The organism is Pseudomonas sp. B34(2017), assembly GCF_002112915.1.
Classification (GTDB): domain Bacteria; phylum Pseudomonadota; class Gammaproteobacteria; order Pseudomonadales; family Pseudomonadaceae; genus Aquipseudomonas; species Aquipseudomonas pharyngis.
This window is the reverse complement of the sequence record NZ_NEJA01000002.1, coordinates 482,130-501,648: the sequence shown is the minus strand read 5'-3', so window position 1 is coordinate 501,648 and position 19,519 is coordinate 482,130. Positions and strand designations below refer to the sequence as shown.

20 protein-coding genes are annotated in these 19,519 nt (G+C 59.8%); 5 read left to right on the top strand and 15 right to left on the bottom strand.

The features are described from left to right. Window positions 1–23 precede the first annotated feature (23 nt). The 3 genes from nhaB to CAF80_RS07705 all read right to left on the bottom strand — a co-directional run bounded on the left by nhaB (window position 24) and on the right by CAF80_RS07705 (window position 3,442). The gene (gene nhaB / locus CAF80_RS07715; RefSeq protein WP_074690948.1) at window positions 24–1,526 is read right to left on the bottom strand and encodes a sodium/proton antiporter NhaB; all 1,503 of its coding nucleotides are present in this window, start codon (window positions 1,524–1,526) and stop codon (window positions 24–26) included. Window positions 1,527–1,600: 74 nt separating this feature from the next. After that, window positions 1,601–2,890 (bottom strand): hypothetical protein, encoded by a 1,290-nt coding sequence (locus tag CAF80_RS07710; protein ID WP_085667087.1) that lies wholly within the window; start codon window positions 2,888–2,890, stop codon window positions 1,601–1,603. Window positions 2,891–3,175: 285 nt separating this feature from the next. After that, window positions 3,176–3,442 carry a hypothetical protein gene (locus tag CAF80_RS07705; RefSeq protein ID WP_039768183.1) on the bottom strand — a complete coding sequence of 89 codons (267 nt, stop codon included), beginning with the start codon at window positions 3,440–3,442 and terminating at the stop codon, window positions 3,176–3,178. Window positions 3,443–3,788: 346 nt separating this feature from the next. Between CAF80_RS07705 and CAF80_RS07700 the strand changes: the two genes are divergently transcribed. Next, window positions 3,789–5,114, top strand: coding sequence for a sigma-54 dependent transcriptional regulator (locus tag CAF80_RS07700; RefSeq protein WP_039768186.1), 1,326 nt, complete (start codon window positions 3,789–3,791; stop codon window positions 5,112–5,114). A gap of 80 nt (window positions 5,115–5,194) precedes the next feature. Here the strand turns inward: CAF80_RS07700 and CAF80_RS07695 are convergent, their stop codons facing one another. The 9 genes from CAF80_RS07695 to CAF80_RS07655 form a co-directional block, all read right to left on the bottom strand. Further along, on the bottom strand, window positions 5,195–6,499 hold the full coding sequence (locus tag CAF80_RS07695; protein WP_085603928.1) for a transporter: 1,305 nt from the start codon (window positions 6,497–6,499) through the stop codon (window positions 5,195–5,197). A 45-nt stretch (window positions 6,500–6,544) separates the two neighbouring features. After that, window positions 6,545–7,291, bottom strand: a complete 747-nt coding sequence (locus tag CAF80_RS07690) for a hypothetical protein (RefSeq protein ID WP_085667086.1) — start codon at window positions 7,289–7,291, stop codon at window positions 6,545–6,547. A gap of 43 nt (window positions 7,292–7,334) precedes the next feature. After that, window positions 7,335–8,015, bottom strand: coding sequence for a C39 family peptidase (locus tag CAF80_RS07685; RefSeq protein WP_039768191.1), 681 nt, complete (start codon window positions 8,013–8,015; stop codon window positions 7,335–7,337). A gap of 63 nt (window positions 8,016–8,078) precedes the next feature. After that, window positions 8,079–9,077, bottom strand: a complete 999-nt coding sequence (locus CAF80_RS07680; RefSeq protein ID WP_085667085.1) for a heme utilization protein — start codon at window positions 9,075–9,077, stop codon at window positions 8,079–8,081. A 70-nt stretch (window positions 9,078–9,147) separates the two neighbouring features. Further along, window positions 9,148–9,720, bottom strand: a complete 573-nt coding sequence (locus CAF80_RS07675; protein ID WP_085667084.1) for an adhesin — start codon at window positions 9,718–9,720, stop codon at window positions 9,148–9,150. A gap of 1 nt (window position 9,721) precedes the next feature. Next, the gene (locus CAF80_RS07670; protein ID WP_039768195.1) at window positions 9,722–10,171 is read right to left on the bottom strand and encodes a hypothetical protein; all 450 of its coding nucleotides are present in this window, start codon (window positions 10,169–10,171) and stop codon (window positions 9,722–9,724) included. Between the two features lie 357 nt (window positions 10,172–10,528). Further along, window positions 10,529–11,053, bottom strand: coding sequence for an AAA family ATPase (locus CAF80_RS07665; RefSeq protein ID WP_039768196.1), 525 nt, complete (start codon window positions 11,051–11,053; stop codon window positions 10,529–10,531). Next, on the bottom strand, window positions 11,050–11,613 hold the full coding sequence (gene pnuC / locus CAF80_RS07660) for a nicotinamide riboside transporter PnuC (RefSeq protein ID WP_007957471.1): 564 nt from the start codon (window positions 11,611–11,613) through the stop codon (window positions 11,050–11,052). The genes CAF80_RS07665 and pnuC overlap by 4 nt, the downstream gene beginning before the upstream one ends. An 82-nt stretch (window positions 11,614–11,695) precedes the next feature. Then, on the bottom strand, window positions 11,696–13,330 hold the full coding sequence (locus CAF80_RS07655; RefSeq protein WP_039768198.1) for a methyl-accepting chemotaxis protein: 1,635 nt from the start codon (window positions 13,328–13,330) through the stop codon (window positions 11,696–11,698). Between the two features lie 303 nt (window positions 13,331–13,633). Between CAF80_RS07655 and CAF80_RS07650 the strand changes: the two genes are divergently transcribed. Then, the gene (locus CAF80_RS07650) at window positions 13,634–14,464 is read left to right on the top strand and encodes an undecaprenyl-diphosphate phosphatase (RefSeq protein ID WP_085667083.1); all 831 of its coding nucleotides are present in this window, start codon (window positions 13,634–13,636) and stop codon (window positions 14,462–14,464) included. Continuing rightward, window positions 14,461–14,889: a DUF1294 domain-containing protein gene (locus CAF80_RS07645; protein ID WP_039768201.1), complete on the top strand. Its 429-nt coding sequence runs from the start codon at window positions 14,461–14,463 to the stop codon at window positions 14,887–14,889. Before CAF80_RS07650 ends, CAF80_RS07645 begins: the two co-directional genes overlap by 4 nt. On the opposite strand, the gene CAF80_RS07640 is transcribed toward CAF80_RS07645, so the two are convergent. Both CAF80_RS07640 and CAF80_RS07635 read right to left on the bottom strand, forming a co-directional pair. Further along, the gene (locus tag CAF80_RS07640; RefSeq protein ID WP_039768203.1) at window positions 14,886–15,245 is read right to left on the bottom strand and encodes an MmcQ/YjbR family DNA-binding protein; all 360 of its coding nucleotides are present in this window, start codon (window positions 15,243–15,245) and stop codon (window positions 14,886–14,888) included. The genes CAF80_RS07645 and CAF80_RS07640 overlap by 4 nt on opposite strands. Further along, window positions 15,242–16,150, bottom strand: a complete 909-nt coding sequence (locus CAF80_RS07635; RefSeq protein ID WP_064596388.1) for a LysR substrate-binding domain-containing protein — start codon at window positions 16,148–16,150, stop codon at window positions 15,242–15,244. Before CAF80_RS07635 ends, CAF80_RS07640 begins: the two co-directional genes overlap by 4 nt. 127 nt (window positions 16,151–16,277) lie before the next feature. Between CAF80_RS07635 and CAF80_RS07630 the strand changes: the two genes are divergently transcribed. Together CAF80_RS07630 and CAF80_RS07625 are read left to right on the top strand one after the other, a co-directional pair. Next, window positions 16,278–16,889, top strand: coding sequence for an FMN-dependent NADH-azoreductase (locus tag CAF80_RS07630; RefSeq protein ID WP_085667082.1), 612 nt, complete (start codon window positions 16,278–16,280; stop codon window positions 16,887–16,889). Window positions 16,890–17,116: 227 nt separating this feature from the next. Beyond that, window positions 17,117–18,154: a dienelactone hydrolase gene (locus CAF80_RS07625; RefSeq protein WP_085667081.1), complete on the top strand. Its 1,038-nt coding sequence runs from the start codon at window positions 17,117–17,119 to the stop codon at window positions 18,152–18,154. Between the two features lie 4 nt (window positions 18,155–18,158). Here the strand turns inward: CAF80_RS07625 and CAF80_RS07620 are convergent, their stop codons facing one another. Then, window positions 18,159–19,346, bottom strand: a complete 1,188-nt coding sequence (locus CAF80_RS07620) for an MFS transporter (RefSeq protein WP_039768208.1) — start codon at window positions 19,344–19,346, stop codon at window positions 18,159–18,161. Between the last annotated feature and the right edge of the window lie 173 nt (window positions 19,347–19,519).

The following is a 19,519-nucleotide window of genomic DNA, read 5'->3' as shown; positions in this document are numbered from 1 at the left end:
CCCCAGGGCTCCCGTTGTTGTTTCTACAGCCAGTAACTCACGGCGTACCAGCCCAGCAATCCCATCACCACGGTGTAAGGCAACGCCATCCACACCATCCGCCCGTACGACAACCGCACCAGCGGCGCAATCGCCGACGTCAGCAGGAACAGAAATGCCGCCTGACCATTGGGTGTCGCCACGCTCGGCAGGTTGGTGCCGGTGTTGATCGCAATCGCCAGCGTCTCGAAATGTTCGCGGCTCATGTGTCCGGACAGGAACGCCTGCTTCACTTCGGTGATGTAGATCGTGGCGACGAACACGTTGTCACTGATCGCCGACAGCAATCCGTTGGCGATGAACAGCATCCCCGGTTGCTGCTCGGCCGGCAGTGCCAGCACCCACTGGATCAGCGGCGCGAACAGTTGCTGGTCGTGAATCACCGCCACCACGGCGAAGAACACCACCAGCAGCGCGGTGAACGGCATGGCGTCCTTGAATGCGCTGCCCAGACGGTGCTCGTCGGTGATGCCGGTGAAGGCGGTAATCAGCACGATCACCATCAGGCCGATCAAGCCGACTTCCGCAATATGGAACGCCAGCCCGGCAATCAGGATCAGCGCAGCGCAGCCTTGCACCAGCAGGGCGGCGCATTGGCGTGGCGTACGTTCGGCGTTGTCTTCGGCGGCGTAGTTGGCGAGCACGGCGCGTACGTTGTCCGGCAGCAACGTGCCGTAGCCGAACCAGCGCAGTTTCTCCAGCAACAGGCAGGTCACCAGTCCTGCGACCAGCACCGGCAGCGACACCGGCGCGACCTTCTGGAAAAACTCGGCGAAGTGCCAACCCATTTCGTGGCCGATCAACAGATTCTGCGGTTCACCGACCAACGTGCAGACGCCGCCCAGTGCGGTGCCGACAGCACCGTGCATCAACAGGCTGCGCAGGAAAGCGCGAAACTGTTCCAGATCCTCATGATGCAACTGGTGCAGATGCTGGTCATCGCTGAATTCGCTGTCCTGGCGCGGGTCGTTGCCAGAGGCCACCCGGTGATAAACCGAATAGAAGCCCACGGCGGCGCTGATGATCACTGCGGTCACGGTCAGTGCGTCGAGAAACGCCGAGAGAAACGCCGACAGAAAGCAGAACATCAAGGCCAGCAGCGCCTTCGAACGCACGCCCAGCAAAAGACGTGAGAACAGGAACAGCAGCAGGTCTTTCATGAAGTAGATGCCGGCGACCATGAACATCAGCAGCAGAATCACCGGGAAATTGTGCTGCAGCTCTTCGTACAGCGCCTGGGGCGTGGTCATCTTCAGCAGCAGCGCTTCGATCAACAGCAAGCCGCCGGGCATCAGCGGGTAGCACTTGAGCGCCATGGCCAGGGTGAAAATGAACTCGATCACCAGCAACCAGCCGGCGGCGACGGGACCTGCGGCCCACAGCACCAGCGCATTGAGCAGCAGAAACCCGACGATGCACGCCTTGTACCAGCGGGGTGAATGCCCGAGAAAGTTGTGCGCGAACGCCTGGGCCATCGAACCGGACATTGGTTGCTCCTTGTATTAAGAAGCGCGCAAGTTGCCGTAAGCGATGGGCAAGATCAAGTGCAGTTGGATTCGCATCAGTGATTCAGATACCGCGCCACCATTGCACGGTAGTTGCCATCCAGCGAATAGCCGCCCACCAGAATTCCTCCGTCAGGCTGTATCGCCACTGAAGTGGCGGTATCGAGGCTGCGCCCCAGTCGCGTGCGCAACCAGCCATTACCGGAACCGAAGCTTCGGTCAAGGCAGCCGTTGGCCAGATAGCGGGCGACAATAAAGTCGGCTTCAACGCCGCCGATGGTTGCGCCGACCGCGATGATGCGACCGTCCGGCATCGCCTGCGCTGCGCTCCACTGGCAGCCGCTGGGCCCGATCTCCAGCAGATGCGGTTGACCTCTGTTGCAGTGCAGATCGGGTCTGCCGTTGCCATGGACAGATTGCGCCATGCATCGGATCGGATCGCGGCTGCTGCCAAAACAATGCAAATGCTCCGCCGATTCGATGACCTGATTGACCAGTGCACTGTGCCCCTGGACTTTGAAGGCCATGAAGCCGTCTACCGCAAAACGTTCATCGAGCCTGCCGTCCGGCAGGTAGCGGGCGAGCAGACCTTCTTGAGGAAAGTCGATGGAGCCGGCCACCACGATTCTTCCGTCTCCTTGCAGCAGCACGCTGCCGAGCCAGGTATTGAGCAGCAAGTGGCGAACCATGACGAAACCGCGACCGTTGAAGGAGGGGTCGAGGCTGCCATCGGGTGTGAGGCGGATCAGCATGCCGACGTGATCGGCCAGCTCGAAGTGATGGTTGGCGATCAGCAGAATATGCCCGTCCGGTTGCACCGCAAAATCACAGGCTTCGGCGCCCGGAACGCCCGGCGGCAACCAAGCGTCGCGGGTGCCCATGGACAGGTCGCCGGGCAAGCGAACGATTTGTCGGCCGTTGTCGCCGAAGTCCGGGTCAGGCCGGCCTTGGGCGTCGAACAGAGCCAGGGCGGGAAGGGTGCAGTGTTCCGATTCATAGTGCAGGCCTGCCAGCAGAATCCGCCCGTCGGGCAAGACCTGAACTTTGCTGCCCGTCGCTTCGAATCCGCTGGCGAACCGTCCGATCACGCTGCCTTGATTGCCGAAGCCAAGGTCCGCCGATCCGTCCCCGAGCAAGCGGGCCAGACCGAAGCAGTTGCCCTGAGCCGTGCCGACTTTGGCGGCGACCAGAATCCGGCCTTGCGCATCAAGTGCCACGCTCTGGGTCAGGCTGGACGTACTGCCGGCGAAGTAAACCTGCGCCACACCGTTACTGGAAAAGGTCTTGTCGAGTTGTCCGGCGTTTTTCGCTGGCGTCGGCAACGCGATGGCGGTCTGGGTTGACATGCATGCTTCTCCTTGCGAGTCGACCGATTTCCGGGAGGCGGAACGGGTAACTGCATGAGCGAGACATTCAATCCTTGAATACGCGCAAGTACAACTGACAGAACTAACAGGTGGAGAGTCGCACTGTGCCAGAACAGTGTCTTTTTGAACCAGTCGCAAGCCTGCCAAGTATTCAGGCGCGAAAGTATTGAGGAAAGTTGTACAAAAAGACTGAAGTTGGAAAAAGATTCGCAACTAACAGAAGAGGGCGGATGACTTGAGCGTCATCCGCATTACCCGCAACTATCAGTGTGGCATCGACCAGGACTGCAATGCATAGCCTTCTTCGCTCAGTTCGGCGCGGGCCTGCTGCAGCAGGTGTTCAAGTTGCGCCGGATCAGAGTAGGCACTGCTTGGGATCTGGGTACGACCGATGTGGGAGTTGGTGCGGTCGATCACGGTGAGGCAAAGTTCGCCATTGCCATCTTGTGGGGCCCAGGCGACGCATTGAAACGGTTCAAATGCGCGGTTGGCAATCAAAAGAGCTTCGTTGATACGGAGCGGGGCGGTCATGGGGTCTTCTCTCTTTAAGTGCCCAATCAAGTGATGTGCCGTCGGTTGGGCTTACCGTTCGGCGAGTTACTTGTACTGATGCACGCAACCCGTTGGCAGGTCACACCGGATTTGAAGAAATTTCGAATTTCTTTCATACCCCCAATATTCCGACCTGTTTTTGAAAGCCTGGCGAAAGAATCAAGTCGATAGCTAACTAATAAAGCGGTTTCTTATAACTGCTTCACTTGTACACCTATAAGCAATCGATACAAGGCCCCGTCAAATTCTTGCTAATGTAACAGTCAGGTTTGCCAAATGACTGTTTTTACGATCATTTCCTAAAATTTGGCGCCAAGGAACAGTCATGAACGAAGCGCCTGCTTTACGACGTTTACTGGTCGTCGACCCGTGCGACGACTGTCACCGATTGTTGCCGGGTTTGCGTGCCGTGGGTTGGGACGTCGACAGTTGCAGCCTGGAGAATGCCGCCGACCGAAGCTGCGATGTCGGTCTGTTGCGTTTACAGCCTTTCCACCTGGAACGTCCCGAAGCCGTCAAAGAGCTGATCAGTCGCAGTGGCACCGAATGGATCGCCGTGCTGAATCAGGAGGTGCTGCGTTTGCAGAACGTTGGCGACTTCGTCTGCGAATGGTTTTTCGATTTCCATACCTTGCCGTTCGACGTCTCCCGGGTGCAGGTCACCCTCGGTCGTGCGTTCGGCATGGCGCGCCTGCGTGGCCAGGGCACGATTCACGTCGATCAGCCGGAGCACGAGCTGCTGGGCGACAGCAAACCGATCCGCGAGCTGCGCAAACTGCTGAGTAAACTGGCCCCCACCGAGTCGCCAGTGCTTATTCGCGGAGAAAGCGGGACCGGTAAAGAACTCGTCGCCCGGACCCTGCACCGGCAGTCGCAACGTCACAGCAAACCGTTTGTGGCGATCAACTGCGGGGCAATTCCCGAACATTTGATCCAGTCCGAGCTGTTCGGCCACGAGAAAGGCGCGTTCACCGGCGCCCATCAGCGCAAGGTCGGACGTATCGAAGCAGCCAACGGCGGCACCTTGTTTCTCGATGAAATCGGCGATCTGCCACTGGAACTGCAAGCCAATCTGTTGCGCTTTCTTCAGGAGAAACACATTGAACGGGTCGGCGGCAGTCAACCGATCCCGGTTGATGTGCGGGTGTTGGCGGCGACACACGTCGATCTCGAAGCCGCCATCGAGAAGAAGCGCTTTCGTGAGGATTTGTACTACCGGCTCAATGTGCTGCAAGTAGTGACCGCGCCGTTACGCGAGCGCCACGGCGACCTGTCGATGCTGGCCAACCATTTTTCCCATTTCTACAGCCACGAAACCGGCCGTCGTCCGCGCAGTTTCAGCGAAGACGCGCTGATCGCCATGGGCAAGCACGACTGGCCGGGCAATGTCCGCGAGCTGGCCAACCGCGTACGCCGCGGTCTGGTACTGGCCGAAGGACGGCAGATCGAGGCCCGTGACCTGGGGCTGATCAGCCAACAGTCGATCGCTGCACCGATGGGCACGCTTGAAGACTACAAGACCCGCGCCGAACGCCAGGCGTTGTGCGACGTATTGAACCGGCACAGTGACAATCTCAGTGTGGCGGCCAAAGTGCTGGGGGTTTCCCGGCCGACCTTCTACCGTTTGCTGCACAAGCACCAGATCCGCTAGGGCGCGGTGCTTCCCGGCCAGGGAAGCTGAAAAGACCCGCTGCGACTTGCATCGCAGCGGGTCTTTTTATGGTATTGCGGTTAGAAGTAGTACGGGAATTTCAGGCTGAAGGAGAAGTCCGGGGCATCGTCCGTCATGCCGATGGACAGGTTGGGCACGATGGTCAGGTTGTCGGTGGCCGCAATGGTCATGCCGACGTTGAAGTAACCGGCGTTGGCGTCGCTGGACACCACCGATTCCCAATCCCCGCCATCCTGTTTCAGCTTGCTCTTGCGTTGCACCAGGTCGGATACGGAGAACGACATACTCATCTTCTCGTTCAGTGCGAAGGCAACACCCGCGCCGATCTGGAAGCTGTCGCCGATGCGGACCTTGCCCGGGTTTTTCTGGTTGACGGTCGAACTGATGTCGTCGAACGATTCCTCGAAGTTATGGGTGTAGGACAGGCTGCCGAACAGCACGGCCGGGTCAAACGTCTTGACCAGCGAGATACCCGGTGTGATCGACCAGACGCCGTTGCCGGTGGGCAGGGTGTCAGGCACGAACAGGTTCGAGTTGGCATCGGTCTGGCGCAGCTTGATCCCGAACGGATCCTTGCCCGTAGGCGCCTTGACCCGCAAGGAAACCACAGCGTCCGGGGTATTGACCGACTCGTCCAGGAACTTGTACGCAATGCCGAAGTTGACGTCGCCGATGGTCGGGTCGCGGCTGACGTCCTGTTCGGTGGTTACGTTGGAGGCGCCTCCGTTGCCGCCGCCCGACTGATAGGTCGATTCACGGTAGACCACCGGCACGTTCAGGTCGAACTGCCAGCGATTGTCGAAGTTGTAGCGCCCCGTCAGGTCCAGCGTCCAGGTATCGGCCTTGATCCGGTCGAGGTTGATGTTGCCCAGAAAAATCGAGTCCAGGGCTAGGAAGCCGTTGAGGATCAGCTGGCGGGTGTCATAGCGTGAATAGGTCACGCCGGTTTCAAAGCTGAACTTGCCGCCGCCGAAGAAACCGCTGGCTTCGTCGTACAGGTTGGACACGCTCTGTGCCGGTTGCGAATCGTCGGCCAGCGACTGGCCATAGGATGCACCGCTGCCCCCGGCGGCGCCCCCCGACGCTGCTGCAGCCCCGGTGCCGGTGGCGACCCGGTTGCCTTTCATGTCCGAAGGCGATTTGGCCAGGCGTTTTGGGGGTGGGGAGGCGGGCTGTTCTTCAACCTGGCGGACCCGTTGTTCGAGTACCGCCAGGGCTTTTTGTTGTACTTCGTATCGTTGCTTAAGCTCCAGAAGTTCCTGTTTCAGGGCTTCTACATCGGCGTCGGGTGCAGCTTGCAACATTGCCGCGGGTAGAAGAGTACTCAAACATACAGCAGCACGCAGTGATACTGATCGATACATGAATAAGCCGTCCCTTTAAGCCCAATGATCGAGACTCAGCGTAGTTCAATATCCGATGTTGCGTAGTGCCCTGAGTTGAGTCAGGTTGCAGTCCAGTGCGCCGGCAGTCATGCCGTTATTGTTCAGGACAACGTTGAGTTGTGTCAGGTTGTTGACTACGTTTGCGTTACCGAGCAAACGGGTGTTTTGCAGCAGTCCGCCCTGGGCGACCTGTTGCAAGGCTGTCCCCTGATTGCCGGAGGCCTGAATGGCCATTTGAACACCGCCCCCTGTAGCCGAAACCGCGACACTGCCGGCACCGTTGCTGCCGGAAATGGTCTGGCCGGCCATCAAGGCCTGGCCTTGTGCAGGCATCAGTGCAGGTGCCTGGCTGGCTTCTTTGACGTTGATCGCAACGTTGTTGTAGGCGGAGTTGCCGTCGCCAGCGGCGCGCACACTCTGCGTCACGCCCTGGCTGGAATTGAGTGCCGCGCCACCCACGACCGAGCCAGTCCCCAGTTCCGGGGTACTGCCATTGCCGTGTTCCTTGATGGTCGAGACGTAGAATTCAGGTTTAACCGAAGCGGCCTGCAATTGCATGGTGGCCGAGGCCCCGATCAGATCTCCACTGGCATTGCGCCAGGTACTGCTCATGACGACGCCGAAGCTGATGATCCGGCCCGGCATGACATAGCGACCGCGCAGCTCTGCGAGCTCCTGGTCCTTGATTTCGATGGGTTTGAATCCTGCATTGGCATAGCCTGACACGCTCGCTGCCAGGCAGGCGGCGGCCAGCCAGTATGAGGTTTTCATCTGCTGCTCCCGGGACATCCAGCCCCACTCTTGTAATCGGCGATTAAAAGAAGTCGCTCTGTATGAACCCGAAGTCCATCAATTCAGCATCTTTGACCGGGTTGAAAGCATCCAGCGTGTTTTTGGCTGTCAGCGGTACCGGAGGACTGCGCAATGCATTGGTCTTGTCGTATCCGGGGCCGACGATGGCAAAGACAATACCGTTCCAACCTTTGACAAAGTCATCATGGGAGTAGCGTTTGTGTCCTAAAACCGGGTCTCCGATGTAAACCCAATCCTTGTCCGCCCGCTGCATCACCACGAAATGCTTGTAGCCGCGAATTTCCATCAGTACCACCACCGGGATCGTGACTGCGTCGAGCTTTTCCGGTGGAATCTTGTAGCCCCTGGCGCGCATGCCGATGCTTTCTATGTAGCGCTTCATGTCGAGCATGGAGAAACCTTGAGTACGAACAAGGTCCTGGTCAGCGTTGACCAGCATGCCTTTGATGATGTGCTCCTCATCGACGTCGAGCCAATAAGCCTGGCGCAATACCGTTGCCAGTGCGGCGGCGCCGCAGCTGAAGTCGGTTTTCTGTTCGACGATGTCGGCAAACTTGCGCTCACGAATGCTTTGCACGTTCTTGTAGACGAGCGTGCCGCCAGGCAGGGCAGCGACGGGCATCTGACCGGCCTGAGTCAGGCCACAGACACAAAGCAGAGCGAAGAGAGCAGTTTTACGCATGATCGATACGCCTTTGCGGACTGAGGAAAAGCCCCGTTTCCGGGGCTTTCGTTTCGATCGCGATTACATGCAGGCTTTGCAACCTGCGGCGATGGACAGCGAGTTGCTTTGTTGGTTGCCCACACCCGCCGAGACGTTGGCTCCGCCGTTGCCGGAGAAGTTGTTCATCGAGTTGGTCATGTTGGCATTGTTCACGACAGGTGCTTTCCAGCCATCTTTGGTCAGCACTTGCTGAGTGGTGACGCCAGCGAGGCCAAAGGTACCCACGGCTTCGAACTTGGCTTTCTGGTCATCGTTGCCGCCGTGGCCGCCGCCACGATTGCCATAACCACCGTGGTGGTCATCGTCTTCGATGGTCGCAGTGCCTTTGGCCTTGAACACGCCAGCGGCTGCGAAGGTACCGGTAAGGGTGTCTTTTTTGTAGGTCTGCACGCCTTTGTTGTCGACGACCAGGCCAGTGGAGGACTGGTTGGCAGCAGCAGCGGCAGTGGCTACACGACCACCCGATACGGCGATTGCCAGGTTGTTTTTCTGTTGGTTGAAGTTGCCGGCAGTCACGTTAATACCGATGTTGCCGGAACCATTGTTGCCTGCATTGTTAAGCGTGGCGTTATTGAAGGTGGACGAGTTTTTCACATAGTTGTTGTTGTTGACTTGAGTGGCACTCGAGGCAGCAACAGCGGTGCCGAAGATGAAGCTTTCGTCGGCGGTGGCCAGGGCGGCGGCGTTGTCTTGTTGGTTGCCGTCACCGGCTGCAACGTTGGCGCCCATGTTGCCGTTGGAGCCATTGAGCGAGTCACTGGCGTTGGCATTGTTGACGGTGCTCTGGTTTTTCACCACGTTGCCATCGCTGTTTTGTGCATCGAGCACTGCAGCGCCGGCGCCGGCGGTGATTTGCAGCAGTTGTTCCAGGGTTGGGCCTTTCGGACCATGGTTGCCATGACCGTTGCCGTGCCCGTTACCATGACCGCGATCATCGTCGCGACCGCCTGCCTGTGCTGCGATTGCCATCACTGCTGCAAGTGCGAAAACCAGTGGTTTGAGGGCCATTGTAGGTTTCATGGTGTTTCTCCGTGCTTATTAGTTGGTTAAGTGTTGGTACTTTCTAATTGCACTGCTTTTGTTGTTTGGGTCAGTCAGCGACCCGGATGCTCAGGGTGTTAGCCATTCGGTTCCCCACCCCGGCACTCTGGTTCACCTGGATTACCCCTCGGCTGCCGGTGAAGGCCTGATCACTTGTCGTGACCTGGCGACTGCCGGGTGAGGTGCCAGTTGCTCCTGAGCTCGGTAACAACGCCACGTTCTGTTGGGAAAGGGCGCTATCGTCAACGGCCTGCGGGCCAGCACTGATGCTGACGCGCGTGACGTTGGCCATCTGGTTGTTGGCCCCGGCGCCCTGGTTCACGCCCAGGATCCCGTTGCCATTGGTGAAAGAATTGCCGCCGATGTTGGCGCTCGCGTTGATCGAGCGGTCGGCGGGAGTGTCGATTTTCTGCTGCACGCTGGTCCTGGCGTGGGACTCGGTGCCAATGGCAATCGCCTTGACGTTGGCCTGCTGCATCTGATCGCCAGCGGCCTGGTTGACGTTGAAGTTGCCGCGGTACTGAGCACCGGAGTCTTGAATGTTCGCGTTGTTCACAGCGCTGGGATCGGCCATCACGCTGGAGCAGCCGAGCAGGGCAAGCAGGAGCAGGGAACGATTCATGTCACTGGCCTCCAGCCATGCGGGTCAACGGAGCGAGACCGGAACTCATCGCGCGGTTTACGGTATTGGAAATCGAGCTGCCGGCACCGCCGCCATGACCGCCTCTCATGCCGGGCAGGCCGTTCTGGTTGGTCAGGTTGTTCATGCCGGGCAGGTTCGAGCTGGGGGTGTTGATGTTGCCGCGGATGGAAGAGCCGCTGGCTACACGGGCAAAGTCACCATCACTGAGTTCGGTATTGCTGAGTGTCGAATTGATGCGGGCAGACGGGTTGGCATTGACGGTGGTGGGATAGGGGTCTTTGCCACCGCTGCGACCGATCGGGATCGGCTGGACATCACGATTGAGCACGATCACGCCATTGCCTTCGGCCTGAACGTTGAAACTGAGAAAGGGGCTGGCGGCTGATCCGATCAGCAGAAGGCAGGTAAAGGCTTTTTTGATATTTCCCACGGCGGCAATTCCTTCTTCAGTGGGCTGAGCCTGTTCAGCGTTGTGAAGGAGAGAGCGAAAGCTGTGCCGCTTTTGAAATGTCTTTGAATTTCAATGCATTGAGCGAATTTAGCCCATGCCTGACACAACAGCTGTTTCATCGATGAAACAGATCACTGGCCGCGTAACCTGCAAAAGTCATCGCAAAGCTCTGGACCAAGGGTTTGCGCGCAGGTGTTTCAGCGGCGTAACAAGTCGGATGACAAAGGGATGAAGGGCCTTGAGACGGGCACTTTGCACCTGAAGGAGTGTTTCAGGAACGGACACTTTTCCCCCAAACCAGGGGGATACAGCGGGTCAAACGCCCCGCAAATCGGGTCAGTCCGCGAGCAGGGTGCGCACCGCGTCGAAGGCCTGCTGCTGGCGTTCGGCCCAGTCGCCCTTGATGATCTGCAAGGGTTGGCGATGGTTTTCCAGCCACGTCCGGGTCGCCTGATAGAACGCGAGTCGTTCGCTCAAGTCGGGCTGGCAGCGCTGACCGTCGTCCGTCCATTCGATCTGCTCCGGGGACAGGAGCAGGTGCAGGTCGTAATGACGGGCCAGCAACTCGGTTTCCAGCCAGGGCGGGCACTCGCCGAATAACGTCCGGCTCCACAGCATGTTGCTCAGCAAATGCGTGTCGAGAATCAACAGGCGCGGCTGCTGCGCGCGTGCTGCGTCTTCCCACTGCAACTGGCCGCGCGCGATTTCCGGGATGTCGGCGAGGCAGGTATCGCGTGCGTTCTGCTCGATGAACCAGCGCACATATTCGTCCACCCGCAAACCGCCGAACTGCTGTTGAATTCCGGCGGCCAGCCAGCTCTTGCCCGTGGACTCGGGACCGGTCAGAACAATCACTTTCATCGTTGTAACGCCGGATCGGCACGCCATTCGCGCCAGCCTTGCACCGCGATCAGGGTGAACAGGGCATACAGCGCCGCCGTGAGGTACAGCCCTTTATAGAGGAAGAGGCCAACGAAGATCACATCCAGCACGAACCACAGTGCCCAGCATTGCAGGCGTTTGTGGGCCATCCAGAACTGCGCGACCAGGCTGAAGCCGGTCAGCGCGGCGTCGAGCCACGGTTGTGCAGCGTCGGTCCAGTGGGCCATGGCCGCGCCCAGCAGCAGACTGCCCACCGCACCGATGGCCAGGCCCTGCGCAATCGAGCGATTGTCGAGCCGGCTGACTTCGCGCCCGTCATGCATCGTCCCGGCCCGTGTCCATTGCCACCAGCCATAGATTTGCAGCCCGGCATAAACCACCTGCAGCAGCATGTCCGAATACAGCTTCACCTCGAAGAACACCCAGGTGTAGAGCGACACCATGACCAGCCCGATCGGCCAGCACCACGGATTCTGTTTGACCGTGAGCCACACGGCGATCACGCCGAGGGCGGCCGCAAACAGTTCAAGCCCGGACATGCAGGTTCCTTGGGGGGAATAAAAGAGGGGGCGGATTGTACCGAAAAACAGGTGGGAAACGAGTTCCCACCTGTTGCAGGGATCAGACGCGGAACTGGCGCAGCAGCCCGTTCAGTTGTTCGCTGAGCTGGCCGAGTTTCACACTCGCCACGCTCGACTGCTCGGCCGCCAGTGCCGTGCTGTGAGACAAACCCGCCGCCTGGGTAACGTTCTGGTTGATGTCTTCGACCACGTGTGCCTGTTGCAGCGTTGCGCTGGCAATCGAGGCGTTCAGACCATTGAGATTGCGCAGGGCCTGGCCGATGGCATTCAGACTCGCACTGGCCAGGCCGGCCTGTTCGATGGTCAGTTGCGAAGCCTTGCTGCTGTCGCCGATCACCTTCACCGCGGCTTCGGAGTGGTTTTGCAGGCGTTCGATCATCGTCTGGATTTCCGCCGTGGACTTCTGCGTGCGCTGCGCCAGCAAACGCACTTCGTCGGCCACCACCGCAAAACCGCGACCCTGTTCGCCGGCCCGAGCCGCTTCAATGGCGGCGTTGAGGGCGAGCAGGTTGGTCTGCTCGGCGATCGAGCGGATCACCTCCAGCACGCTGCCGATCTGTGTGCTTTCAGTCGCCAGCGTGCGGATGACTTCCACCGCTTGATCGATGGTGCCGGAGAGCTTGTCGATCTGTTGCAGGCTGCCGTCGATGTTGATCTGGCCCTGCTGGGCCTGGGCTTCGGCGTCACGCATTTCGCTGGCGGCGTGTTCGGCGTTCTTCGCCACGTCCTGCACGCCGTAGGTCACTTCGTTGACGGCAGTGGCAACCAGCTCCATCTGCTGCGACTGCTGCTGGCTGCGTTGCTGGGCCTGCGCAGCATCGTTGCCCAGCTCGCTGGACGATTGGCCCAATGCACTGGCGGACAGCTGCAATTCACCGATCACCCGACGCAGCTTGGCGGTAAAGGCGTTGAAGTGCTGGGCCAACTGAGTGACTTCGTCCTGGCCGTGGGTGTCGAGGCTGCGGGTCAGATCGCTTTCGCCGCTGGCGATGTTGGCCATGGCGTTCACGGTTTCCTGTAAAGGACGGACGATGCTGCGGGCAATCAGGATCACCAGCAGCGCCATGATCACCGCGATGACCAGTCCGACCACGGATGCCTTGATCAGCTGAGCCTGGAACTCGGCCTGCACGTCATCGACGTACACGCCCGAACCAATGACCCAGCCCCATGGCTCGAACAATTTCACGTACGAGGTCTTGGCCACCGGTTCGCTGGCGCCGGGCTTGGGCCAGCGATAGTTGACCATGCCGGCGCCCTTGGCCTTGGCGATGGCGACCATTTCATTGAACACCGCAAAGCCGTCCGGGTCGCGGATCGCCGAAAGGTTCTGGCCTTCGAGCTTGGGATTGGTCGGGTGCATGACCATCACGGGCGTGAGGTCGTTGATCCAGAAATAGTCATTCTGGTCATAGCGCAGGCCACGGATCGCGGTCAGCGCCTGTTTCTGTGCCACATCGCGGGTCAGGGTTCCTGCGGTTTCGAGGCCCTGGTAGTACGTCAGCAAACCGCTGGCGGTCTGCACCACATGCTGGGTTTTCTGGGCCTTGGCGTGGTAGAGGTCATCATGGATCTGCTTGAGCATCAACACGCCCAACGTCAACAGCATGACCACGGCCACAATCAAGATGAGCCACAAGCGTCGGCTGATCGACACACTGCGCAAGCTGTTCATAACGCTGTCACTCCGGATTCTTTTTCTTGTAATAAACCACCGCCAGCATCCAACCACGTTTCGGTGACCGGGCATACGCGACCCAAGTCGTAGAACGCGGCAGCGCTATTACGGCTTGTCTGTTAGGATTTCGGCCCCGCGCGTGAAAACCTGAATCGAAATTGATTTTTCACGGAATTTTGACTGTTTCGTGTGGATCCTGTGCACGCGGAATCGGTACAGCTTTAACCAGCTACGCTGAACGCAGTGAACGTAAAAAATACTATCGGGGCATGCCTCTGTGCATCGCTCTCTGGGGGATTGATGGATCTTTGGACGGCCTTGCAGGCACTGATTCTAGGAGTTGTAGAGGGGCTGACGGAGTTTTTGCCCATTTCCAGTACCGGACACCAGATCATTGTTGCCGACTTGCTCGATTTCGGAGGCGAGCGGGCCATGGCGTTCAACATCATCATCCAGCTTGGTGCGATTCTCGCGGTGGTCTGGGAATTCCGACGCAAGATTCTCGACGTGGTCATTGGCCTGCCGACCCAGCCAAGTGCGCGGCGTTTCACCGCCAACCTGCTGATCGCCTTCCTGCCCGCCGTGGTGCTGGGAGTGGTCTTCGCCGACTTGATTCACCACTACCTGTTCAATCCGATCACCGTGGCTGCCGCGCTGGTGGTGGGCGGCATCGTGATGTTGTGGGCCGAGCAGCGTCAGCATGAAGTGCACGCCGAAACGGTCGACGAGATTCGCTGGACGGATGCGCTGAAGATCGGCTTCGCCCAGTGCCTGGCGATGATTCCCGGCACTTCGCGCTCCGGCTCGACCATCATCGGCGGCCTGTTGTTTGGCCTGTCGCGCAAGACCGCCACCGAGTTCTCGTTCTTCCTGGCGATGCCGACCATGGTCGGTGCGGCGGTGTATTCGGGCTACAAGTATCGCGACCTGTTCGTACCGGCGGACTTCCCGGTATTCGCCATCGGTTTCGTCACCGCGTTCATCTTCGCCATGATCGCGGTGCGCGGCCTGCTCAAGTTCATCGGCAGCCACAGCTACGCGGCGTTTGCCTGGTACCGGATCGTCTTCGGTCTGGTGATTCTGGCGACCTGGCAGTTCGGCTGGGTCGACTGGACGGCCGCCCAGCCATGAGTGATTCCCGCGCACGCCGCCCGGATCGCGGTCCTTCCGGTGGCAATATTCAGCATCTGAAATTGAAGCTGGTGGTGCTGCTGATCGTCTGCGCGTTGCCACTGTTCGGCTCATTGTCGATGTGGCTGCGCGGGATTTCCCTGGTACCGCTGACGGCCTACGGGCTGGTCAGCGTGCTGGCGTTTTTCCTGTACTGGGCGGACAAGCGCAAGGCCCGCGCCGACGCCTGGCGCACACCGGAAAACATCCTGCACGCGGTGGAACTGGCCGGTGGCTGGCCGGGCGCGTTGATCGCCCAGCAGGTCTTCCGGCACAAGACGCGCAAGGTGTCGTTTCAGGTGTTGTTCTGGATGATTGTGGCTTTGCATCAGGTGTTCTGGATCGATCAGTTGTTTCTCGGTTCGAACCTCCTGGCGTTGTTCTAAAGCAGCAGCCCGACCTGCAAGCGCTTGGGCAGCTTGCTGACCACCAGTTGGTGGGAACGCTGCAGCAAGCCTTGCAGTTCCTCGGCGCCCAGCGGGTAGGGCGGGTGCATGATGATCCATTGCGCCCGGGCAAGGTACGGCGCCGGGTGAATGCCCGGCCGGTCGCAATGACCGAGAAACAGGTCCTTGTCGACCTTGAACGCCAGCGAATCACCGCGCAGCCCCTGCAAGGCGAACATCTTGTTGCCGGCAATCGAAAACACTCGCACGCCACCCCATTTGTAGTCTTCCCTGGCACCGGGCAGGGCCAGGCAGAAGTCCGCGACATCCTGTTCGCTCATCTTTCCTTGTTTCATAACAGCCGTTCTCCACAGGCATTGAACGATTCGACCAGATGATCGATCCACGCGCGCACCGCCGGCATCACCCCGCGCCGATGCGGATACACCGCTTGCAACCAGCCGCCGGGCAGTGACCAATCCGGCAACAACTGCACCAGCGTGCCGTTGTTCAGTTCCGTTTCGCAATACATCATCGGCAGCAGGGTGAAACCCTGGCCGGCCAGCACACAGGCCTTGCGCACGATGAAATCGTCGATGCCAAGCCGGGCTTCCAGCGCCAGATCGCAACTCTTGCCGTGCTGATCGAGCAGGCGCACATGCACCATGCGATCGGCCTCCAGGGCGCCCAGCACCGGCAGGTTCTTCAGGTCCTGCGGATGATTGATTTCCACGCCCTGCATAAAGGAAGGGCTTGCGACCACCACCATCTGCGCCTGACGCAGGCGGCGGGTCACCAGCATCGGTTCTTCATCGCCGTGTTCGCGCACGCGCAGGGCCACGTCGATGCCTTCGGTGATCAGGTCGACCCGTCGATTGATCAGGGTGACTTCCAGCTGCACCTGAGGGTATTTGCCAAGGAAATTGCTGATCACCACCGGGAGCATTTCATGGGCCAGCCCCGTGGGACTGGAAACCCGCAAGCGTCCGCGAGGCTCGCTGGACATGCTGGCCACTGTTTCGTCGGCCATTTCCGCTTCCAGCAGCATGGCCTGACAGTGACGCAAATAGCGTTCGCCGACCGCCGTCAGCTTCAGTTGGCGAGTGGTGCGCTGCAGCAAACGTGCACCGAGGCGTTCTTCCAGCTCGGCGATGCGCCGCGAGAGCCGTGACTTGGGAATGCCGAGCAAGCGGCCGGCGGCGGCGAAACCGCCTGCCTCGACCACTTTGGCGAAATAGTAGAGATCGTTGAGGTCTTGCATGGAGAAACCCGACTGTTCTATCAGTGGGACAAACTATCGCATTGTTGCCGTCTAATCAGCTATTGGTTTCGTCGGTAGGATTGTCTCCATTCCGTCGCCACCGGCGATTCATTCCAGGAGATTCCACATGAAACTGCTGCACATCGATTCGAGCATTCTGGGCGACAACTCCGCTTCCCGTCAGCTGAGCAGTCAAGTCACTAAAGCCTGGCAAGCCGCCGAGCCAAGCGCTGTCGTGACCTACCGCGATCTGGCCGCTGACGCCATCAGCCACTTCTCGTCGACCACCCTGGTGGCTGCTGGCACCACCGCTGAACTGCGCAACGCCGCACAACAGCACGAAGCCGAACTGAGCGCCACCACCCTGGCCGAATTCATCGCCGCTGACGCCATCGTCGTCGCTGCCCCGATGTACAACTTCACCGTGCCGACCCAGCTCAAAGCCTGGATCGACCGCATCGCCGTCGCCGGCCAGACCTTCCGTTACACCGAAGCCGGCCCTGAAGGCCTGTGCGGTGGCAAGAAAGTCGTGATCGTCTCCACCACTGGCGGCATCCACGCCGGTCAAGCTTCGGGCGTGGCGCACGAAGACTACCTGAAACTGGTCTTTGGCTTCCTTGGCATCACCGACATCGAAGTTGTGCGTGCTGAAGGCCTGGCCTACGGCGAAGAAGTGCGCAACAACGCCATGAGCGCTGCTCAGGCGAAGATCAGCGAGCAACTGTTCGCCGCCGCGTAAGGCTTGCGTAAAGAACAGCTCCTGTTCAGGCAAATCCCCAAAAACTCTGTATTCTGGTTCCGCAAGGGCCAGATATGGAGTTTTTTGTTTCTGACTGTTACATAATCTGGCCCGGGTTATGCAGTCTGATGATCAACGTCTGAGTGCAACGCCGCGCCGGAGTACCGAATTTCGGGCGTCGAACACAACGGATCTTTCGATTGAGTAACAACAGGGTGGGGCATCCCATGATGCGTCTTTGTGCAGCGTTACTGATTTGCCTGCTTGGCAGCCTGAATTCAGTGCACGCTGCGCCCGGGCAGCACCCGCGCTGGAGCGTCGGTTATCACGAGATGACGTTCCTCGACCCGCTCGACCTGCAACCGATGCGCGCCATCGCGTTCTATCCCTCCAGCGACCGCGAACACCTGAGCCTGCTCGAAGGCTATTCGGTCGAGGCCGGCGAAGACACCAAAGTTGCCATTGGCCGTTTCCCCATGCTGATGCTCTCTCACGGCAACACCGGCACGCCGCTGGCGCTGCACGACCTGGCTACGTCACTGGCACGCAAGGGGTTCGTGGTGGTGGCGGTGATTCACCCTGGCGACAATTCCAAGGATCACAGCCGCCTCGGCACGATGAGCAATCTCTACGGCCGGCCGATCCAGATTTCCGAAGCCATTACCGCCACGCTGGGCGACCGCATGCTCGCGCCGTACGTGAACGCCGAGCAGGTTGGCGTGATCGGCTATTCGGCGGGCGGCGAAACGGCGTTGATTCTGTCCGGCGCGCAGCCGGATCTGGATCGCCTGCGCCGTTACTGCCAGGAGCGCCCGGACGACCGCGACGCCTGCAACACTCAGGGTGAGTTGATTGTCGACCGCGACGATCTGCAACCGGTGGCCGATCCGCGCGTGCACGCGTTGCTGCTGATGGCGCCGCTGAGTCTCAAGTTTGGTCGTCACACCCTGGCCGGTGTGCACGTGCCGGTGCTGCTCTACAGCGGTGACGGCGACAAACTGGTGGCCTTCGACAAAAACGCCGCTGCTCTGGCGCGCAAACTGCCAACGGCACCGGATTTCAAATTGCTGGCCGGGGCAGGGCACTTCGTGTTCATGGCGCCATGCAATGAAGAGCAGATTCGTGCGATGCCCGCCTTGTGCACCGATGCCGATGGCGTGGATCGCGAAGACATCCACCGCAACCTGATTTCCGAGGCCGGGCGGTTCTTCTCCCATGCCTTGGGCCGGCCGACCCGCGCGGGGATGCAGACGGCGGATCAGTGAGCGTTCACGCCATGGCCCGGCGCTTGAGCAGCAAGGTCAACGCCAGTCCGGTCACGGACAGCACGGCCGCACTGAAGAAAATCCACGAATAGCCCAGGTTCAACGCCACTGCGCCCATCAACGGCCCGGCAATCGCCAGCGCCAGATCGAAAAACACCGCATAGGCACTCAGCCCGGCGCCGCGACTGGAGTTGGGCACCTGCTTGATCGCCTCGACGCCCAGCGCGGGGTATACCAGTGACAGGCCGAACCCGGCCAGACCGGCGCCGACCAAGGCATACGCGGTCGAGGGCGCCAGCCACAGCATGACCAGGCCAACAGTTTCGATGGTCATGCAGGCAATCGCCGAAGTGAACCCGCCAAAACGGCCGATGGCGGAAATGAAGAGCAGCCGCGAAAGGATGAAACACACACCGAACACCGTCAGGCAATACGCAGCGCCGCTCCAGCCGCGATTGAGGTAATACAGGGTGATGAAAGTGGTCAGCGTGCCATAGCCAATCGACGCCAGGCTCAGACTGGCGCCGAACGGCGCAATCCGTCCGAACACCGCCCAGAACGGCAGGCGTTCACCGCGCACCACAGGCACTGAAGGCTTATTGCGGATCAGCAGCAAGGCGCCGGCCGCGAGTAGCGACAACGCAATGCCAAGGCTCTCGAAACCATAATCGGCGACCATTACTACGCCCAACGGCGCGCCGATGGCAATCGCACCGTAGGACGCGATGCCGTTCCACGAAATCGAGCGCGCGGTGTGTTCGGCACCGACCTGGCCCATGCACCAACTGATGGTGCCGACGCCGATCAAGCCCTGGGCAATCCCCAGCAACAGGCGACCGACAATCAGGATCGACAGGCTCAACAGCGGCAAGCTCTGCAACAGCGTCGAAACCAGCGTCAGCACACCGCTGAGCACTATCCCCGACAAGCCATACACAATCGCCCGCTTGGTGCCGACGGTGTCCGACATCCGTCCGGCCATGGGCCGGCTGAGCAGGGTGGCCAAGTATTGCGAGCCGATCACAAGCCCTGCGATCACGGCGCTGAAACCCAGCTGTTCATGCACGTAGCCGGGCAGTACCGCTATCGGCAGGCCGATGCAGAGGAAGGCAATAAAGGTATAGAAAACGATGGAGACGATCTGCAGGGTGATCGCCAGGGAGCTTTGCGGTGGCTGTTGCTGCGCAGACATGAGGACTCGTTCGCGGGCGGCGGTGGGAGAGTCCGCATCATGGCGTGGCGCCGAGATAAAAGAAAGCAGGCTAACTATTCATCTTCAATGATCGTACATCACGCTGAACAGGTTGGTGTCGTGGGAATCCGAAGGATCGGGCCGACTACGGACACCTTGCATACTTGAGCCGG